Source organism: Leptospira noguchii serovar Panama str. CZ214 (assembly GCF_000306255.2).
Taxonomy (GTDB): Bacteria; Spirochaetota; Leptospiria; order Leptospirales; family Leptospiraceae; genus Leptospira; species Leptospira noguchii.
In genome coordinates this window covers 18,631-36,845 of sequence record NZ_AKWY02000007.1, presented here as the reverse complement: position 1 = coordinate 36,845, position 18,215 = coordinate 18,631, and the positions used below count along the sequence as shown (strand labels likewise).

Genomic DNA, 18,215 nt, shown 5'->3' with positions numbered 1-18,215 from the left:
GTGATTTATCCTTTTGTTATATACGATTCCAATTTTGAAATCACAAAATAAGCAATCTCATCCAGAAATCTAATTTTATTCTTAGTGTTACAAAATCGAGCGTCCAATTTAATAGTTTACGCTTCGATCATGTAAATTCAGCGTAAAAAAGTTTGGGCAAATCTGGCGTTACCGGACCGCGCTTTCAGCTCCAGTCAATAAATTGCATGAAAAAAACGTTATACACTATATTATATTGAATTACAATTTAATTATAGAACGCGATCTGCAGAAGCGATGCATTGAGTTTCCAGAAGTGAGATGCTGAGTTCGAGAGAACGTTCTGCTGAGTTTCTCTACGCTTCAATCGCTTTCGCACTGAATTCCATCAAACTTATGCGAAATGATACTTTTATGATAGACATTTAGATACTCAATTTTATAGAAATCCGCAGTGTCCTAAAATACAGTAATCAAAGTTTTGTGTTAGACTGAGATTTTTCCCAAATCTATAACACCTATTCCATAAAGATCAATAGTTTCAACATTAGTTATTATAGTTGTAATTATTCTACATGTGAGAACTACTGCAAATCAAGATTTTACAAACAAATTCTAAAATTATAAGAATGTATTTTTTTAGAAAATTCTTTTTTCTTACACCAAACTCACATTATTAAAAGTTTCTAAAGTATTATCATTATGTTTTTCTATATTTTGGAACAACTTTTTAAGTTGGGTTTGGTTCCATTTTAGACAAAATTTCACGAATTTTGTCTTCGCTTCCTTTTGGAGTGAGAATCAAAAGAACATCACCTTCTTCTAATTTAGTTTTTCCTGTTGGAACAATATGTTTGTCTCCTCGATAAATCAGAGTAATTAACGAATTTTCCGGAAAATTTAAAGAATATACAAACTTTCCGACCGTATTTGATCCGTAAGGCACAATAAACTCGAGTAGGTTGGAATCGCTCTGTTCTCGATTTTCAAACTCGAACGGATAAGAAGCTCTTTGTTCTAAAGGTGCGTCTAGTCCGAGCCATCGAACTACTTGAGGCACACTGGTTCCTTGAATCAGTAAAGAAACGAGCACCGTAAAAAATACTAAATGAAAAATTTTATCCGATCCTTCCACTCCTTGAGCAAACGGAAATGTAGCGAGTATAATCGGCGCAGCGCCCCTAAGCCCGATCCAAGACACTAACAATTTTTCTTTAAAATTATATCCGGATCTAACTAAGGAAATAAACACCGCAATTGGTCTTGCGACGAATACTAAAAAACAAGAAAATAAAATTCCAGTTCCGAAAAGGGGAGGAATTCTACTTGGATAAACAAGCAAACCTAACGTTAAGAACATTACGATCTGCATCAACCAAGCAATTCCATCTAAAAATCGTAAATTACTCCGTTTATGAACAAAAGATTGATTTCCTAATACAAGCCCAGCAATATAAACAGCTAAAAACGGATTTCCTCCTATCAACTCCGTGGCAGAATATACAAATAATACAGAAGCAGAAATCAACACTGGATACAATCCTTCGTATTCTAACTTAATTCGATTAAGTCCCTTATAGATTAAATATCCGAACAAAACTCCCGCTACAGATCCAATTGAAAATTGTATAATAATATGAAATACTAATTCTTCCGCTTTCGGTATCTGGGGTCCTAAAAGACTTAATATACTTACGGTCAGAAGAACGGCTAATGGATCGTTACTTCCAGATTCTAACTCGAGCAACGAAGTCAGTCCTTTTTTCATTCCTGTATTTCTAGTTCTTAGTACATTGAAGACAGCAGCAGCATCCGTAGAGGATACTACCGCTCCTAACAAAAATCCTATAATTGGTGAAAATCCTAAAACATAAACAGAGAACAACCCCATTACGGCCCAAGTGATCAACACCCCTAAATTGCCTAAAATGATTCCCTTCCAGAGAACTGGTCTGATCTTTTGCCATTCGGTTTCTAATCCTCCTGAAAAAAGGATATACGCCAATGCAATGGAACCTACTTGCCTTGCAAGAATTGGATTATCAAAATCGATTCCTCCCGGACCGTCCGAACCAGCGGCCATTCCTATCATTAAAAACAACAAAAGAGAAGGTACTCCGAACTTGGATGAAATTCTTAAAAGCCCGATGCTGAGTATGATTAATCCAGATAAGATAAATGTATTAAATTCAAATTCCATTGAATACCGTTATTTAAAATTTCATTTTTAGATCTTACACGAGAGATAAGTTTATTCTCACTCCCTTTTTTTGATAAAACTTATCATTTTGAAAATTTCTTTCAGACTTTGTTTACGCTTAAATAGACTCAATCTGAAATTTTCCTTTTTTTCTTAAATTCAATTTTCAACATTCACAGTTGCTTTTTTAAAACCTCTAAAATATTATCGGAAAATTTTAACGAGTATAAAATTTCATTCCATTCTCGTTTTCAAATGTAAAATCGATTTGATTACCTAATTAAGTTCAAGGAGGAATTTTACAACGTTAGATTTTTGGAATCGATAATTTGATTTTGGAGTTAACAATAAAATAGAGTTATTGAAAAATGAATCGCCACTTAGTTTCTGTTTCATGGAAACGGTCGATTGAAACAGTTTTATTGATCTTCACTATGGAATTTTTCAACAACTCTAATTTACTTTTTTAAAATTTTCCAACTCTTTCAAACAAGTCATACAAAGACAGTCGTCGTAATTATTTTTAATCTGATTTCGAACCTCAGACGACAAATTTATAGAAAAACATTCGCAAGAATAAAAATTTGCACCACAGCCAAATGTCTGGCCACAACGTGGACAGAGTTTTAGAACAATTCCTGAATTTAAATATTTTTCTTCAGACATATATTATAAAATTAATATATACTATACAACCCAAGTATAATAAAAAAATTCTTCATCTTTTACAAAACCAATTGATTCATATAATTTTTGAGCGGTATGATTATCAAAAGCCGTTGATAATTGAATATACTTTGCTCCTGTACTTCTCGCAAATTTAGCCGCTTCCTCGATCAAGGCCTTACCCCCTCCTTTTTTACGATATTTCAATCTAACAAAAAGATCATTTAAAATCCAAGCCCGTTTCATGGATAAAGATGTAAATATCGGATATAACTGAGTAAAACCACAGTAAGCATTACCATCCATTAAAAGATAAATCTTGGATTCTTGTTTAAGAATTCTTTCTTCGATAAACTTTTCCGCATCCTTTAAATCCGATTTCTGTTTATAAAATTGACGATATTCATCAAAGAGTTTAGCAATTTCCGGCAAATCCAAAATAGAAGCTTCTTTAATATTCATTTAAAATTTCTCCAAAAATGACACCTACAGTTTAAATTTACTAATATCTTAGAATCCGGCATATTAAACAAAGATAAAGTATTTTTGAGATGGCTTATAATGAATTTTCCTCTATTGATCATTATTAACCAAATCAAATGTGGAAATTATTACCAAAAGCTCTTACTTAAAAACTATACAATAAAATCTAATCTTTTACACTTCAATAGCGTGAAATTCAACGAAAGAAAATCTGGGCGAATCCGGCACTGCCGGACCGCGCTTTCAGCTCCGATCAACAAATTGAGGGTTCGCTTAAAAACAAAAATTTTTCCTGAATTCAATTTGTTGATCACGCCTCAATCGCTTTCGCATTGGATTATACTAAAACACGTTAACCGACACCTTATCACAACATTTATGAGGCCTAATTTTGTAGGGATCAGTAGAAACCCCAATTATTAAAAATAAATAGAGTTGTTAAAAAATTCCATAATGCAAATTAACAAAACTGCTCGATCTACCGTTTCCATGAAACAGATGGAGAATTAATTTTTCAACAACTCTAATATTTACAAATGTGTAATGTGACGATTTCTGCGGAAACTACTGCGTTTTCTTACAAGTTTTCATTTAAGATTTTATAATAAGAACTTGTCCCAAAACCTCTAAAAACATAAGCTACAATCTTTTAAAAATTTCGAATCAATTGTCGGAGTTTCCACAGAAAACATTACATCTGGATTTGCAAGCCTTCAGTAGTCCGTTATCAGTAATCTTTAAGTTTTGAGATAGGACCAAAACTTTTACTCATAGTTATGTTTTTCACTGAACAGTGTATTATAATAAAAAATTACAATACTCAATTTTATAGAGACGAGTAATGATCACCATTCAGTGAAAAAGTTTTATAAAGGTTTTTTATTTTTAATTTTATTCCACGGTTATAATTTCTTTTAAAGCTTTTTTGAAATTATCCTTGGTTGCAATTGTATATTCAAAAATCGTTTTGTTTTTTTGAGAGATATTCAAATGACTTGCAGAATTAGAATTTGTCAGAAGTTCTTTAACAGTCGATTCTTCCATATAAAAATAAAGCACAAGCGCGTTGGAAGATACGTCCGATTTATAAAAATTTCCATTAAAACTTTTTTTGCCTGCTTTAAAAGAAATTTGAGAAAACGTATCCATCTCGGAATATACGTAGTTATTAACCCAAAATTCTACGTTGTATGCAACGTATGACTTATCAGGTGTCATGATTTTCGTGAACACTAAAAAATGATTGTAACCATCTTTATCTTTAACCGTAACGTCTATGTTTTTAGTAGAATATGTTTTTTTCTCAGATTCATCCGCATACAAACTCGAAACTGCTAAAGAAATAGTAAATAAAACCAGCAAAATCGAACGTCCTAATTTTTTTTGAAGTGAGTATTGTTTCATGATCCATCCTTTATCTGCATTCTAGGTGCAGATAGGGGCACAACATTCTTCTCAATACAAAATTATGTAAAGTTCAATTTACATGGCAATTCATCTAGAATAGGAAAATTTTATCAACGTAATATGCTATTTTTAGTTCGAAAATTATAACTGTGCAAATCTTTATCAAAATTCATCCATACACATAAAAATAACATTATTATTTTTGAATGTATTATGAAATCCCTTAAAAAACCAGAGAATAAATATAAATCTAGAAATTTATGTGCGGCTTTGCGTTTGTTCCGGTTTTGCCGTAAGTCACAGTAAAAGATTTTCCGGATACTTCAATGCTCCAGAATTTATCCGACTTATCGTCTTTGTAAGCGAGATGAAATTTTATTCCGACCAAATTAAGCCGAACTTATAAAAGTAATTATATACCCGTGGCCTGTGAAAAAGACATAGAATACGGGTCGGTGAACGAGTCACCTCACACATATTTTAGACGTTTTCTCATTATTGAGATGTTATTTGCTTAGACATATAAAAATAATACTATTCTGAGTCTGTTTCAAAACTTAAGATGTGAGATCTCGCACACAAAAAAACAATTTCAAGTTAGATATAATTTTTGAGAATTTCTGCGTCTTTGTAAAATCGCCCATTCATTTTACAGAGGATGTAGAACCGCGCTACTATTAGAGAAATTCGAGAATCTTCGTTTTGCAAATCCTGAGAAGTTCGTAAGTTGCTGATTGTTAATTCTACGATCTTGGAATATCGCGGATTTTTATTTGAAGAAAAATACGAAATCCATTTCGAACCGTTCTTCGCAAATAAAAAAGCCGGACCTTGAAAAGTCCGGCTTAAAACATTCTGCACAGAATGAAAATTTTTTAAGTCTCTTTGAGAGCAGTAACGATTTCTTGAGTCGCTTTTTTACCGTCTTGAAAATACATCAAAGCGTTATCTTGAATGAACAAAGGATTAGGAACTCCCGCAAATCCTGGACTCAAACTTCTTTTGATTACGATCACTGTTTTTGCTTTATCCACGTCTAAAATTGGCATTCCAGCAATCGGACTACCTGGATCCGTCTTTGCAAGAGGATTGACAACATCGTTAGCACCATTGATAATTACTACGTCGACTTGTTCAAAAGAAGGATTGATCTCATCCATTTCTTTCATCTTGTCATAAGGAATATCCGCTTCGGCAAGCAAAACGTTCATGTGGCCGGGCATTCTACCCGCGACCGGATGAATTGCAAACTCTACATCGATCCCTCTATCCGTTAGTATATTATAAAGATCTCTTACAGCGTGCTGAGCTTGTGCAACTGCCATTCCATAACCTGGAACAATCACAACTCTTTGAGCCATATCCAAAAGCATCGCAACTTCCTCTGCGGAAGTGCTTTTTGTCTTTCCGGCGTAGATGTCTTCTCCACCTTTAGAATTGTCTACAGCAGCCCCCAATCCTCCAAAAAGAACATTAGGCAAAGAACGATTCATCGCCTTACACATAATCTGTGTTAGTATAATTCCAGAAGCACCCACAAGAGACCCTGAGATAATAAGAACATTATTACCTAAAACAAACCCAGTTGCAGATGCAGCAATTCCAGAATAAGAATTCAGAAGCGCGATCACCACGGGCATATCTGCTCCGCCGATCGGCATAACGAGTAAAATTCCTAGAACGGAACCTATCACAACTACATACCAATACCATTCTATCTTTTGAGGTTCGATGACAACGAAATAACTAAGGACAATGGAACCTACAAAAAATAATACTTTTACGATTTGATCTCCCGGATAACGGACCGCTTTTTCGGAAAGAATCCCTTGTAGTTTTCCATAAGCCACAAAACTACCCGTAAGAGTAACTGCACCAATGATTCCAGATGCAGCAATAGAAATTGTAAATTGATAGGATTTAAGAATTTCTAAATTGGTTCCTTGATGAAGCACTTCCATAATCGCCGCACCGGCAACTAAAAAAGATGCAAGACCTCCAAAACCGTTCAACGCCGCAACCAACTGTGGCATAGAAGTCATTTCCACTTTTACGGAAAGATAAACCCCAATTGCAGTTCCTACGATAAACCCGGCCAAGATATATTCGTATGCAAGGCCTTTTTCTACAAGCGCAGCAGCAACGGCAAAAAACATCCCAACCGCTCCCACAAAGTTTCCACGTACTGCAGTTTTTGGATGAGAAAGAAGTTTTAATCCTATGATAAAAAGGATGGAGGAAAGGAGATAAATTAAATTGATAATTGATACTGTCATATTTATTTTTCTTTCTTCTTGAACATTCCTAACATTCTATGAGTTACTAAGAACCCACCTACTACGTTGATCGTAGCGGCGACCATCGCGATAAATCCAATGATATTGATCAAAGGTCCGTTCACAGAATGAAGAGATAAAATCGCCCCAATGATCGTGATCCCAGAAATAGCGTTGGAACCTGACATAAGAGGAGTATGTAAAAGAGGAGGAATTCTAGTAATGACCTCGAAGCCTACAAATACGGCTAATAAAAAGATCGTCAGGTAACCTACGAACTGTTCCATTCTAACTTTTCCTAAACAGAGATTAGATTCCTTCCTTTGGAGAAACTGAGGAAGGTCAAGTGTTGACAAAATTGTCAACAGATGAAATCACTTTTCAGAAACTCCAGTCTCCTGAAAACCTTTTTTTCTCAAGAGACAGGCGTCACATTTTCCGCATGCTTTCCCATTCTTAGGATCATAACAAGAAAATGTAAGATGAAAAGGAACCTTCAATCTGTTCCCAAGTAGAACGATTTCTTTTTTAGAAAGATTTTGAAGAGGAGTTAAAATTTTGATCGAAGGACCTTGGCTTCCTTTTTTAGTTCCAAGTTGAATTGCCATCTCAAACATTCTTATGAACTCGGGCCTACAATCCGGATAACCAGAATAATCCATCGAATTGACTCCGATATAAATAGAATCGGAACCAGTTCCTTCCGCAAGAGAAACCGCAAAAGAAAGAAAAAGAATATTCCGTCCTGGAACATATGTATTTGGTATTTCTTCTTTTCTTAAAGAATTTTTAGGAACCTGAAGCGACTTTTGTGTAAGAGACGAACCTAAAAACAATTCTGGTTTTAATTTTTGAATCGTGTGAGGAATTCCTAATTTACGTGTTACCTTTTTTGCATAAGACAATTCGATTTTATGTCTTTGACCATAATCGAAGGAAAGAGCCTGGATTTCTTTTCCGTCCTCAATCGCTTGATAAAGACAAGTAGTAGAATCTAATCCTCCGGATAAAAGTACAACCGCTTTGTTGTTTGATGGATTCGTTTTAGAAGAAGAATTTTTTCGATTTAGATTTTTATTTTTTTCGTTACTTGAAAAATTCAAAATTTATCCCTCCACTCATTTTTATTGGGAACCTTTATAAAATCCGAAAACCGCGTCCTTGATATCAGCTTTCTTCATGAAATCGCTGTTTTGCGATTGTCATTCAATAAAAAATTCATTTTATAAAGATTTCCTATTTAAAGTGAGTTCGGCATAAGATTCGTTTTATAAAAACCCGATTTTTGCATAAAAAATAAATGTTTAAAAATTTGTAATGCGACTTAATCTGTAGGAACTCTCACAAATCGTGGATTTGCAGTAGCTCCCACATTTGAATACGACAGGTTCAATTGTTATAAATTTCTATTTTTTAAATTGCAGTAGTTCCCATATTTAAAAAATCAATCTGCAAAGTTCAACTTTCAACTTTTTTCAGAATCATAGTTTTATTACATCGAACTCACGTTATTTAGGGCCTTTATAGATACAAGCGCTTGTACAAGTTTCATTTAAAGTAATCTTATAGAGTAAGGGCAAAAGAGGTTTGAAATGATTCCAAAGCCAAATTGAAATATTTTCGGAAGTAGGATTTTCCAGTCCTGGAACATCGTTCAGATAATAATGATCTAGTTGATCTTCGATCAATGGTTTTACGATTTTACTGACTTCCGCATAATCGATCAACCAACCGGTTTTTGGATCGATCTTACCTTTTAAATGAAGTTTAAAACGAAAACTATGACCGTGAAGTCGTTTGCATTTATGACCGTCTGGTAGATTAGGTAGGAGATGAGCTGCGTCGAAGCGAAATTCTTTTGTGAGTTCGATTTCTTCCATGGTTCCTATCCGGTAACCCAGAGCCTATAAATCACCTGTAACTTTGGATTCTTTGTTATTTGGAAACTCAATTTTGAAAACAAGCTGGTGTCTCAAAGTCGACCGGGAACTATGGGAAGAGACTAAAAAAAGAAGCTATTTTACCAGCTCTTTTAGAATTTCCTGTCTTTTTTGATCTTTTTGGTGCTCGTTTAAAACCAACCATTCTCTTTTGATTTGTTTAGAGCTTATACCTTTAAGTTCTGCGTATTTGTTCAGCAGTTTTGCGGTTTTTTGATTCATACCGACCAGAAAATTAAAAAGAGAAGTGTTGTCAAGTACTCAGTTTAGAATGGTTTCCTCTTGAAAATCTTACAGTTTTCACTGAATTCCTAAAATAGGTGCATAAAGTTTGAGTTTGGTTTGCTTTGGTTCAAAACTCAAAAGGTATAAAACAATGATCTTTTAGAAATTTCTAATAAAATTGGAGTTCCTACAAATTACACCATCTGTATGTTTACGGACTTTCCAGTAATTTCTCCATTATCAAATCTTTGCAATCTTTAGATTTTTGAATAGACTCCAATCTTAAGTAAACGATTGTTCTTAGGTTCGTTTCATAAAGAATATTCTAATTTTTTAATTTGTGGGAACTACTGCAAATTTTCATGATTTAAAAACTTTCAAAAAGTAGAATGGACTCAAATGAGACTAAATCTGTGGGAACTACTGCAAATTTGAGATCTTACGTTGAAATTTTGAAATGTAGGAAACAAAAATACGGGAAAAACTTTTCTTGCTATTGAAATCAGATCGAATAAAGTTCCCTTCCCGAAAGAAGTTAAAAGTTGATCTTAAAATGTGGGAACTACCACGTTTTTTGAAAAACTGATCTCGAACGGTTTCTTAAAGGTTCGAGTAAAAATACTAAGTTAACTGTTTAAAGTGTGGAGCCAATGAAAAGAATTCTTCAGATTGTATTAAATTTTTGGAATCAAATACCAATTTGGATTCGTAAATCCTTGATTACGATTCTTGTATTGGTCGTTCTTATAAAAGTTCTATTTGTATTTTTGATTTTTTGGAAAGCTCCTCGTTTATCAGGAGAATTAAAAATTCCAGGACTTACCCAACCGGTCTCAGTAATTCGAGATTCCTACGGAGTTCCTCATATTCGATCCGAAGATTCATCTTCCGCCTATTTCGCGTTAGGTTATGTATGTGCAAGCGATCGTTTGTTTCAAATAGAAATTTTAAGAAGAGCGGCCAAAGGAGAACTATCGGAGGTTTTAGGAGCCGAACTAGTTCCAACAGACATTTTTTTAAGACAGGTATTATTAAGAAGAACCGCGGAAAAGATGTTACAAGAATCTGAAAAGGCAAATCCACAGATTTTAAAAGAATTGGATTCATTTTTAGAAGGAATCAATTATTTTTTAAAAACTGAATCACTTCCCATAGAGTTTACAATTTTAGGATATACACCGAAACCGTTCGACCGACTCGACGTAATGAGTGCACTTTCCTTATTATCTTTTTCATTTGCAGAAGCTTTGCGAAACGATACTCTTTATACCATCTTAGAAAGAAAACTTCCCAATCGAAACGTAAGTGAATTATTTCCAAGACACGATGCAGAAGAACCGTTTTCGATTCAGGAAGATCAACCTTCTTATTCTCCTAAAAAATTAACAGAAAATCAGAAAGTATTTCTTCCTTTGGCAAAAGAATCCAAATTTTCAAAATCAAATGAACTTTCAGACTTAGAGCCTATAATTCAAAAAACAAATCGGATTTTAAAAGAACTTCCTTCTTTATCTGGAAGTAACTCTTGGGTCATCGGCCCTTCTCGATCAACTACAGGAGGAGCAATTCTGGCAAACGATCCTCATATCGGTTACAGTAATCCTGGAACCTGGTATGAGGTTCACTTGAAAGCGGGAGATCACGAAACCTACGGGTATCATTTACCGATTTTCCCTTTTCCTTTAGTAGCGCATAACGTACAAAAAGCTTGGGCTTTGACAATGTTAGAAAACGATGATATGGATTTTTACGAAGAAATTCTACATCCAACAAAACCGAATTTTGTAAAAGAAAAAGGAAATTGGGTTCCGGTCCAAGTTTTGAAAGAATCAATCCAAGTCAAAGGTGAAGAACCGAGAGAAATTACAATTCAGGTGACTTCTCATGGTCCGATTCTTTCAAAACCGATCCAAGGATATACCGGACCAGTCGTTTCTTTATATTGGGTCTTTCATCATCTATCGGTCCCACTCTTAGAAACGATCCATTCCTTAGGACATTGTTCATCCTTGACCGAATGTTCCACGATTGTTTCCAATTTGCCCGCGCCCGGTTTAAACGTTTCTTATGCAGACAAAAATGGAAACATCGCTTGGTGGAGTGTAGGAAGATTTCCGATTCGTAAAAAGAAAACCAATACTCGCAAGATATTAAACGGAGCGTCAGGTGAAGACGACGTCATCGGTTATATTCCGTTTGATCAAAACCCGAAACTCATCAATCCCTCGGAAGGAATTATACTCACTGCAAATCATCTTCCTACTTATGAACTCAAAGGTTATGGAAAACCGGAAGGGTATTGGCAGGAATCGGATCGGGGAAGAAGAATCCATGAACTTTTATCCCAGAAAAAAAATTGGACCGTGGACGATATGAAAAAAATACAAACCGACGTCCATTCCTTTTCAGCGAGATCAATCGTACCTTTGATCTCTTTGGAAATCGAAGAAGATAAAAATTGGTCGGGTGTATTTAAAGAGGCTTTGGATATTTATAGAAAGTTCGATGGCGAAAACACGTTAGACTCATCGGGGGCCACAATATTTCATACGCTCAATCAATTTGTAATGTTGAATTTGTGGATGGATGAATTTGGAGAATCGAATCTTCAAATTTTTGGACAAACCGCGGAACGTTGGAACGCATATAAATCAATCCTTGCAAATCCGAAATCCGATTTTTGGGACGATCTTACGACACCGGGTATAAAAGAAACGAGAAGAGAAATTCTCATCCGTTCTTTTGCCCAAACGGTTCGTTATTTATCCAAAGAACACGGCGGACCTCCTTCTACTTGGAAATGGAAGGACGCACATAAAATCAAGTTTGAACACCCGATGGGAAAAGTACCGGCTTTAGATTTGATTTTTAATCAAGGTCCTTTTTCAGTCGCTTCAGGAGAATCCGTAATCAATCTAATGAATCAGAAAGAAATCAATCCGAAGATGACTCCTCGTGTAGGTCCTTCTAAACGAAGAATCATCGATCTAACAAATCCGGAAAATTCCTGGTCGGTATTACCTACTGGAAACTCAGGAAATTTAGGATCACCATTTTATGGAGATCAGATCGAACTGTTTCTAAACGGAGAACATCGTAAGATTCGATTCACTCAGTCTCAAATCGAAAAAGATTCAAAATACATAATAAAGATGATCCCGAAATAAAAAATAAAATTCAAAAATAGAAATAAATAAAAGTTTAAAATAGTTGTTAAAAATAAATCTCCATCAGCTTCCGTTTCATGGAAACGGTCGATTGAAGCAGTTTTGTTAATTTTAACTATGGAATTTTTTAACAACTCTAAAGTAACGGGCGCATGGTCGGTGAACTTTCGGATAAGAAAACCTTATTTAAAAAAACCGACCACCAGGCTCTCAGCTTCGGTCAATAAATTTCAAATTCCCACAGAAATCAAAAAAGAACGTGTCACAAATTTATTGACCACGCATCGATCCTTTGCGCGGGGATTTTTGAAAGCAAAAATCAAAATTCTACAATCATTTTTTTGTTTTTATAATATATTAAATAACTTATATGTTTTTTTATTCTTGAGATAGAGTTTGTAAACTTTAAAAACTCATATAAAATCCAAAAAATCTTCATCTAAGAATTTTAAAATAAAATTACAGTTCTAACACAGAATTGTAAGCACCTTATTCTATACTATTCGAACATATAAAAATAAAGTGAGTTCTTGGAAAAAATCTTGGTGAATCAAACTCAACGTTGCCAGAAAAACGCCTCTTACTGGTTTCTACAAAATTAGATACTCATAAATGTTGTAACAAAGTATCGGTTAACGCGTCTCTAATGCGAAAGCGATTGAAGCGTAGAGCAAACTCAGCTGGACAATGTGCAGGTCGTGTTCAAACTCTCAGAACACAACCATCACATTGGTTATGTCGAACTCAGATCAAACAAACAACTAACTTCATTTAGACGAAGTAGAAAACAACTTTTTAAAAAGACGACTCAAAGGTTCTTCGATAAATCGATGTATAAGCCAAGAAATGCCTAAAGTAAAAAGAAAACTAATCAAAAGACTCAAAATAAAAAACGCCAAGCCGGTTTCAAACAAACCGGGAAAAAAGAATTTTATAGCTCCGAACGAAATTAAGGATAGAAGCAAATGCCATATATAAATCGTATAACTTAAGTTAGATACTGGAATTAGAAATTTTAAACTCAATCCTTTCGCAAAAAGAGTATTAGGAAATAAAATAACAGATAAAAGAATCAAAACATAAGCCAAATCGATTAAATTGAATCTTACCGTTCCTGAAAAAAAGGAATAGATAGATTCACTTTGAAAGTTAATAAAAACTAAAATTAGAACGGGAATTAAAAGTAATAAAAAACTTACAATACGACCCGATAAATATTTTTTTAGATCATCTCTACGGTTTATAATCCAATCCATAAGGATGATACCAATCACAATTGAATCCGCGCGAGTATGCGTAGGACGAAAAACCAAAGTTTCATAATCCGTTCCGAAAAAATCTGGATTGAGATAGATAATGATTCTTAATATTCCAGGAATCAGATATAAAAACCAAAGAATACACTGTCTTGTAAAAAAATCACGTTTGAATAAAATGAATCCGCAAAAAAAAGGAAAGATAAAATAAAATTGTTCCGTGATCGATAAAAACCAAGTATGAATATTCGGTCCTTTCCAATAATTACCAATAAAAACAAAATCAGCCCAAGCGTTTCTTAAACCGTTATCCGCACTCTCCATTACATTCAAAGCCATTAAAGTGTCAGGTACGGACAATTGTTTTGTAGCGATCCATTTTTGGCTCATAGAGTAGGAAGCCCGATTTATAAAGTAACTGATCGTGATAAAAAGATAATAAACGGGAAGTAATCTATAGTTCCGCTTTAAGAAAAAATCCAGATAACGAATCTTTCCGTTATCGGACCATTCTTTCCACAAAGCCATAGAAATTAAAAAACCGCTCAGAATAAAAAATAAATTCACTTCAAAATGATGAAGCATATCTATAAACGCTTGAAGAAAAGAATTGTTATTTGCTGCGGTATATCCGGAATAAAAATAATAATGATACACAAACACTGTGATGATTGCAAAGGCGCGTAATCCGTTTAACGAAGGATATTCTTCTCTTTTATTTTCTACTTTTTGTCCCATAAATACCGTTGATACATTCTAATTTATGAATATACTTTTATTTTCAAATAGAGTGCCGCTTTTCAAAAGATTCAAAATAAAGTTATTAAAAAATCATTTCAAAAGTTCCCATCAATTATACTCTGTATTTTTTCGAACCAAAATGTAAAGTGAACTTTCTGAAAAAGATAAGACTTGTTTACAAAGTAAAAATTCGACTTAAACGCTATAAGTTCCAAAATAAAAGTATTTCTTTATTCCCATCCCTACCCTCTATCGGAGACCATTCCAGTCCTAAGATAACCCCTCCAATTTCCTTTTTGAGATGCCTACAAAGAGAAAGTACAATTTGAAATCGAACTTTAGAATTTTTTAAAATACCTTTAACAAGGTCATTCCGATTGGCTTCAAATTGTGGCTTTATCAAAGAAACACATTCTAATTTTGGAATATTTTTTTCTTCTCTCAATTTCCGAATTACTGGAAAAACGGATCGCAGGGAAATAAAACTCAAATCCATTACGATCACGATCGATTCCGGATGTGGGGTTTGAAACCGATTGTTTTCCCATTCAATTTCTAAAGAAGATAAATTTTTCAGATGAAAACGATCTTTTACGATTACAGAAGAATGATTTCTTAATTTTTCCGCAAGCTGACCATAACCCACATCGCAGGCAAAAACTTTCCAAGCTCCTTTTTCCAAAAGAACTTGTGTAAATCCTCCTGTCGAAGCTCCTAGATCAATACAAAGTTTCCCATCAACTTGTAAAGGAAAAACCTCAAAGGCTTTTAACAGTTTATAAACTCCTCTGCTTACATATTCTGGAATGATGTTTAAGATCCTGATCTCAGAATCTTTTGAAAATTTGAATCCTACTTTAGTGATCTTTTGTTCGTTTACCAATACAGAGCCCGAAAGAATTAAACTTTTCGCTTTTTCCAGAGAATCGGCAAATCCCCTTTCGAAAAGAAGTACGTCGAGTCTAATTTTTTCTCTGGCCAATGTAGATCGGAAGCTCCTGAAAAAATGTTCGCTCCTCTTCTGTAGAAACAAAATTAGAAGAAATGAAAATTAGATTTTTTTGAAGTTTTTCTACCATCTCTTTACAGCGATCCATTCCGAATAACATAGGATAGGTGATCTTACCAGATTTTTGATCCTTACCGGGAGTTTTTCCTAAAGATTCCTGAGTTCCTTCCACGTCTAAAATATCGTCTGTAATTTGAAACAGTAAACCTAGATCCTCTCCATATTGGGACAAAGACGTTTCTCTTTTTTTCCAATCTTTACGAAGACGATTTCCCAAAAGTAAGGCTGACTTGATCAACGCTCCCGTTTTTAAACGGTGGGTCAATTGAAGCATCTCTATTTTATCGGTTTGGTTTGTTAAATGATTTTCTTTCGAATTTTCTCTTTCCATCTGTAAATCATAAACTTGCCCAGAAACCATCCCAGGCGCACCACAACCTGTATGCAAAATTTCTAATAGATCTCTGTATAAAAAATGATCTCCGTTTTCAACTCGGATCCAAGAAATAAAATAAAACGCGAAAGAATTCAAAGCGTCTCCAGCTAAAATTGCTGTAGCTTCAGAAAACTTTTTATGAAGAGTTGGTAATCCCCTTCTAAAATCGTCGTTATCCATACTTGGAAGATCATCGTGAATCAAAGAATAAGTATGAATACATTCCAAAGAAGCCCCAAGTAAAAGAACATTTTGAGTTTCATTTTGAATACCGCCAAAAGCGGCCAAGGCCAAAACAGGTCTGAGTCGTTTGCCTCCAGCAACGAGACTGTATTTCATAGCTTCAAAAAGTTCGGGAGCAGATTGTTTAGAAAGTATCGAAAGAGTTTGAGAATTTAAAAAATTCTCAAATATACTTTTGTAAGAATGGAATATTTCGGAAAAGGAAGATGAATTCACTCTAGTTCCAAGGCTGAAAGAAAACTTCTAATTGTAAAGCAAAGTCCAACGAACTGATCATAAAAGGTTTTATAATCAATACAAACCGATTAATTTTCGATAAATAGCCAAAAACTATTTAAAACTTGATCCAAAACTAAAATTTCTTTGAGGTATCTTTCATTGATTCTACTGCCAATTGTATATTAAGTTTTTACTTCAAAGCGGCAATTCACACTCAAATCCAAGGTGTTCTTCAGTAGGGATTAAATTTTTTCGTAAAAAAATCTTAGTATAATCCAAGTTAAATAACTTTCTTATCAAATTTTTGTATGAATTTTTCGCTTTGTAATAGAGTGTTGAAAATTTTTTACCTAATATTAGTAAAACGGTATTTGTTCACTTTAATGAATAAGAAATAAAAGAAAATTAATTTTCAACAGTTCTAATGATCATAAAAATGAAAACCTCATTTTATCGAAGTATATAAACTATACTTTTAAAAATATTAGTAAATTAAAAACTTACTTTATAACAATCTGTCCTAAGTTAGACAAATTCTTGCAGTCTAGATTTTGATAAGCGAAATTAAGTCCAAGGACACGCCATAAATATCTAAGTGGATAAAATTGTATTTAAGATTTAACTTTTAAAACTACTTTGCCCACAGATGTACCAGATTGAAAATATTTCAAAGCCTCGTCTAAATGATCAAACGCAAAAGTTTTACCGATAAGAGGAGGAGAAATATTTAATTTTACAAGATCATTCAAATGTTTTGTCAATATTTCCACCTTTTCATAGAGCCAGATCAGGTTAAATCCCATTACGGCTTTATTATCAGAAACCATTTTCATCGGATCCAATTTCGGTCTGGAAAAATATTTATAAGCGATTCTTGGCCAATTTACAGAACTGCTTCCACCCATCATTTCCGCAGCACCGTAGACAATCATCCTTCCCATCGGAGCCATCACTTCGTAACTTTCTTGAAAGATTGTTCCTCCGATACATTCTAAAACTAAATTTAAGTCCGTTCCAGAAAGAGCTTCTTGTAGATCCTTTTTAAATCGATTGGAACGAACGATCTGTTTGTCATAACCTTCTTTTTTAAGAAGATCGATTTTAGAAGAAGTTCCTATCGTTCCAATTGTAAACGCACCCATTTTTTTTGCGATTCTGTTCGCAAGAATTCCAACTCCACCAGCCGCACTATGGATCAAAACCATTTGTCCTTTTTTAAGATCTCCTAAAGCAGCTAACGCGTAATAAGCAGTTAAACCTTGTACTAAAAAACCAGCCCCCTGATCAAAGTTCCATTTGGAAGGAAGTTTAAAAACGTATCTGGAATCTATATTCAAATGAGAAGAGTAACCACCAAAACGAGTAACTCCCATAATCCTATCTTTCTTTTTTACATTTTTGACTTTTTTTCCGGTAGATATTACTACTCCTGAATATTCAAGTCCTGGAATAAATTCTCCTTGAGGCGTAGCGCTATATAATCCCTGAATTGCAAATAAATCCGCAAAGTTCAAACCGATTGAATGAACTTCAATTTGTACTTCATTTTCATTTGGCTCAGGAAGAGTTTCGGTTTCCAAACTTACGTTTTCAAGAGATCCTTTTTTTCGGACAAGTGCGATCGTTCTTTGCATGAAAAGAGGTTATAAGAATTCAAGCCAAAAGAGCAAGTAGAATTTTTAAACCTTAGGTCTGAATTGATGGAATAAAATAGAATTATTGAAAAATGAAAGTAGTTCTGTCAAATGCCATCTCGAGAATATTTTATCTTTGCTTAAAATACTGAATTCTAAGATATTTTTGAGATAGCTCTTAATCGCCACTGTAACACTTTCAACAGCTCTAATATTCATTAAATCTGAAAAAGGAATAGGGTATAACAATCGTCTTTAGTTTCAATTTATTTGCCTCGCATCGATCCCTTTCGCTGTTAATTCACGTTATTTTAGAAATAATTTGCAAATCTCA

General features: G+C 34.1%; 13 protein-coding genes and 1 pseudogene. 1 reads left to right on the top strand and 13 read right to left on the bottom strand.

The genetic code is table 11. The features are described from left to right. Positions 1–709: 709 nt before the first annotated feature. From LEP1GSC059_RS03550 to queD, 9 genes and pseudogenes are all read right to left on the bottom strand, one after another. Positions 710–2,179, bottom strand: a complete 1,470-nt coding sequence (locus tag LEP1GSC059_RS03550) for a potassium/proton antiporter (protein ID WP_002179259.1) — start codon at positions 2,177–2,179, stop codon at positions 710–712. A gap of 453 nt (positions 2,180–2,632) precedes the next feature. Then, on the bottom strand, positions 2,633–2,845 hold the full coding sequence (locus tag LEP1GSC059_RS21270) for a cysteine-rich CWC family protein (RefSeq protein ID WP_020980297.1): 213 nt from the start codon (positions 2,843–2,845) through the stop codon (positions 2,633–2,635). 21 nt (positions 2,846–2,866) lie between these two features. Beyond that, complete coding sequence (locus LEP1GSC059_RS03545; protein ID WP_002179356.1) at positions 2,867–3,307, bottom strand: GNAT family N-acetyltransferase; 441 nt, start codon at positions 3,305–3,307, stop codon at positions 2,867–2,869. Positions 3,308–4,219: 912 nt separating this feature from the next. After that, positions 4,220–4,732, bottom strand: a complete 513-nt coding sequence (locus LEP1GSC059_RS03540) for a hypothetical protein (RefSeq protein ID WP_017215214.1) — start codon at positions 4,730–4,732, stop codon at positions 4,220–4,222. A 268-nt stretch (positions 4,733–5,000) separates the two neighbouring features. Next, a pseudogene (locus LEP1GSC059_RS22780) lies at positions 5,001–5,114 on the bottom strand (WGR domain-containing protein); the annotation flags it as partial. Between the two features lie 496 nt (positions 5,115–5,610). After that, a complete protein-coding gene (locus LEP1GSC059_RS03530; protein ID WP_002179529.1) occupies positions 5,611–7,011 on the bottom strand; it encodes an NAD(P)(+) transhydrogenase (Re/Si-specific) subunit beta in 1,401 nt (466 codons plus the stop codon). A gap of 2 nt (positions 7,012–7,013) precedes the next feature. Next, the gene (locus LEP1GSC059_RS03525) at positions 7,014–7,298 is read right to left on the bottom strand and encodes an NAD(P) transhydrogenase subunit alpha part 2 (RefSeq protein WP_000434762.1); all 285 of its coding nucleotides are present in this window, start codon (positions 7,296–7,298) and stop codon (positions 7,014–7,016) included. 87 nt (positions 7,299–7,385) lie between these two features. Beyond that, entirely contained in the window at positions 7,386–8,114 is a 729-nt protein-coding gene (gene queC / locus LEP1GSC059_RS03520) for a 7-cyano-7-deazaguanine synthase QueC (RefSeq protein WP_017215212.1), read from the bottom strand. 405 nt (positions 8,115–8,519) lie between these two features. Continuing rightward, the gene (gene queD, locus LEP1GSC059_RS03515) at positions 8,520–8,891 is read right to left on the bottom strand and encodes a 6-carboxytetrahydropterin synthase QueD (RefSeq protein WP_002151753.1); all 372 of its coding nucleotides are present in this window, start codon (positions 8,889–8,891) and stop codon (positions 8,520–8,522) included. Positions 8,892–9,826: 935 nt separating this feature from the next. On the opposite strand from queD, the gene LEP1GSC059_RS03510 reads away from it, so the two are divergent. Next, positions 9,827–12,343: a penicillin acylase family protein gene (locus tag LEP1GSC059_RS03510; RefSeq protein ID WP_020980304.1), complete on the top strand. Its 2,517-nt coding sequence runs from the start codon at positions 9,827–9,829 to the stop codon at positions 12,341–12,343. 767 nt (positions 12,344–13,110) lie between these two features. Here the strand turns inward: LEP1GSC059_RS03510 and LEP1GSC059_RS03495 are convergent. The 4 genes from LEP1GSC059_RS03495 to LEP1GSC059_RS03480 all read right to left on the bottom strand — a co-directional run bounded on the left by LEP1GSC059_RS03495 (position 13,111) and on the right by LEP1GSC059_RS03480 (position 17,881). Beyond that, positions 13,111–14,337, bottom strand: a complete 1,227-nt coding sequence (locus LEP1GSC059_RS03495) for an acyltransferase family protein (RefSeq protein WP_020980300.1) — start codon at positions 14,335–14,337, stop codon at positions 13,111–13,113. 205 nt (positions 14,338–14,542) lie between these two features. Further along, on the bottom strand, positions 14,543–15,322 hold the full coding sequence (locus LEP1GSC059_RS03490) for a TlyA family RNA methyltransferase (RefSeq protein ID WP_004447805.1): 780 nt from the start codon (positions 15,320–15,322) through the stop codon (positions 14,543–14,545). Next, positions 15,303–16,244: a polyprenyl synthetase family protein gene (locus LEP1GSC059_RS03485; RefSeq protein ID WP_002179206.1), complete on the bottom strand. Its 942-nt coding sequence runs from the start codon at positions 16,242–16,244 to the stop codon at positions 15,303–15,305. The genes LEP1GSC059_RS03490 and LEP1GSC059_RS03485 overlap by 20 nt, the downstream gene beginning before the upstream one ends. Before the next feature lie 614 nt (positions 16,245–16,858). After that, positions 16,859–17,881, bottom strand: coding sequence for a synaptic vesicle VAT-1 family membrane protein (locus tag LEP1GSC059_RS03480; protein ID WP_017215210.1), 1,023 nt, complete (start codon positions 17,879–17,881; stop codon positions 16,859–16,861). Positions 17,882–18,215: the final 334 nt, after the last annotated feature.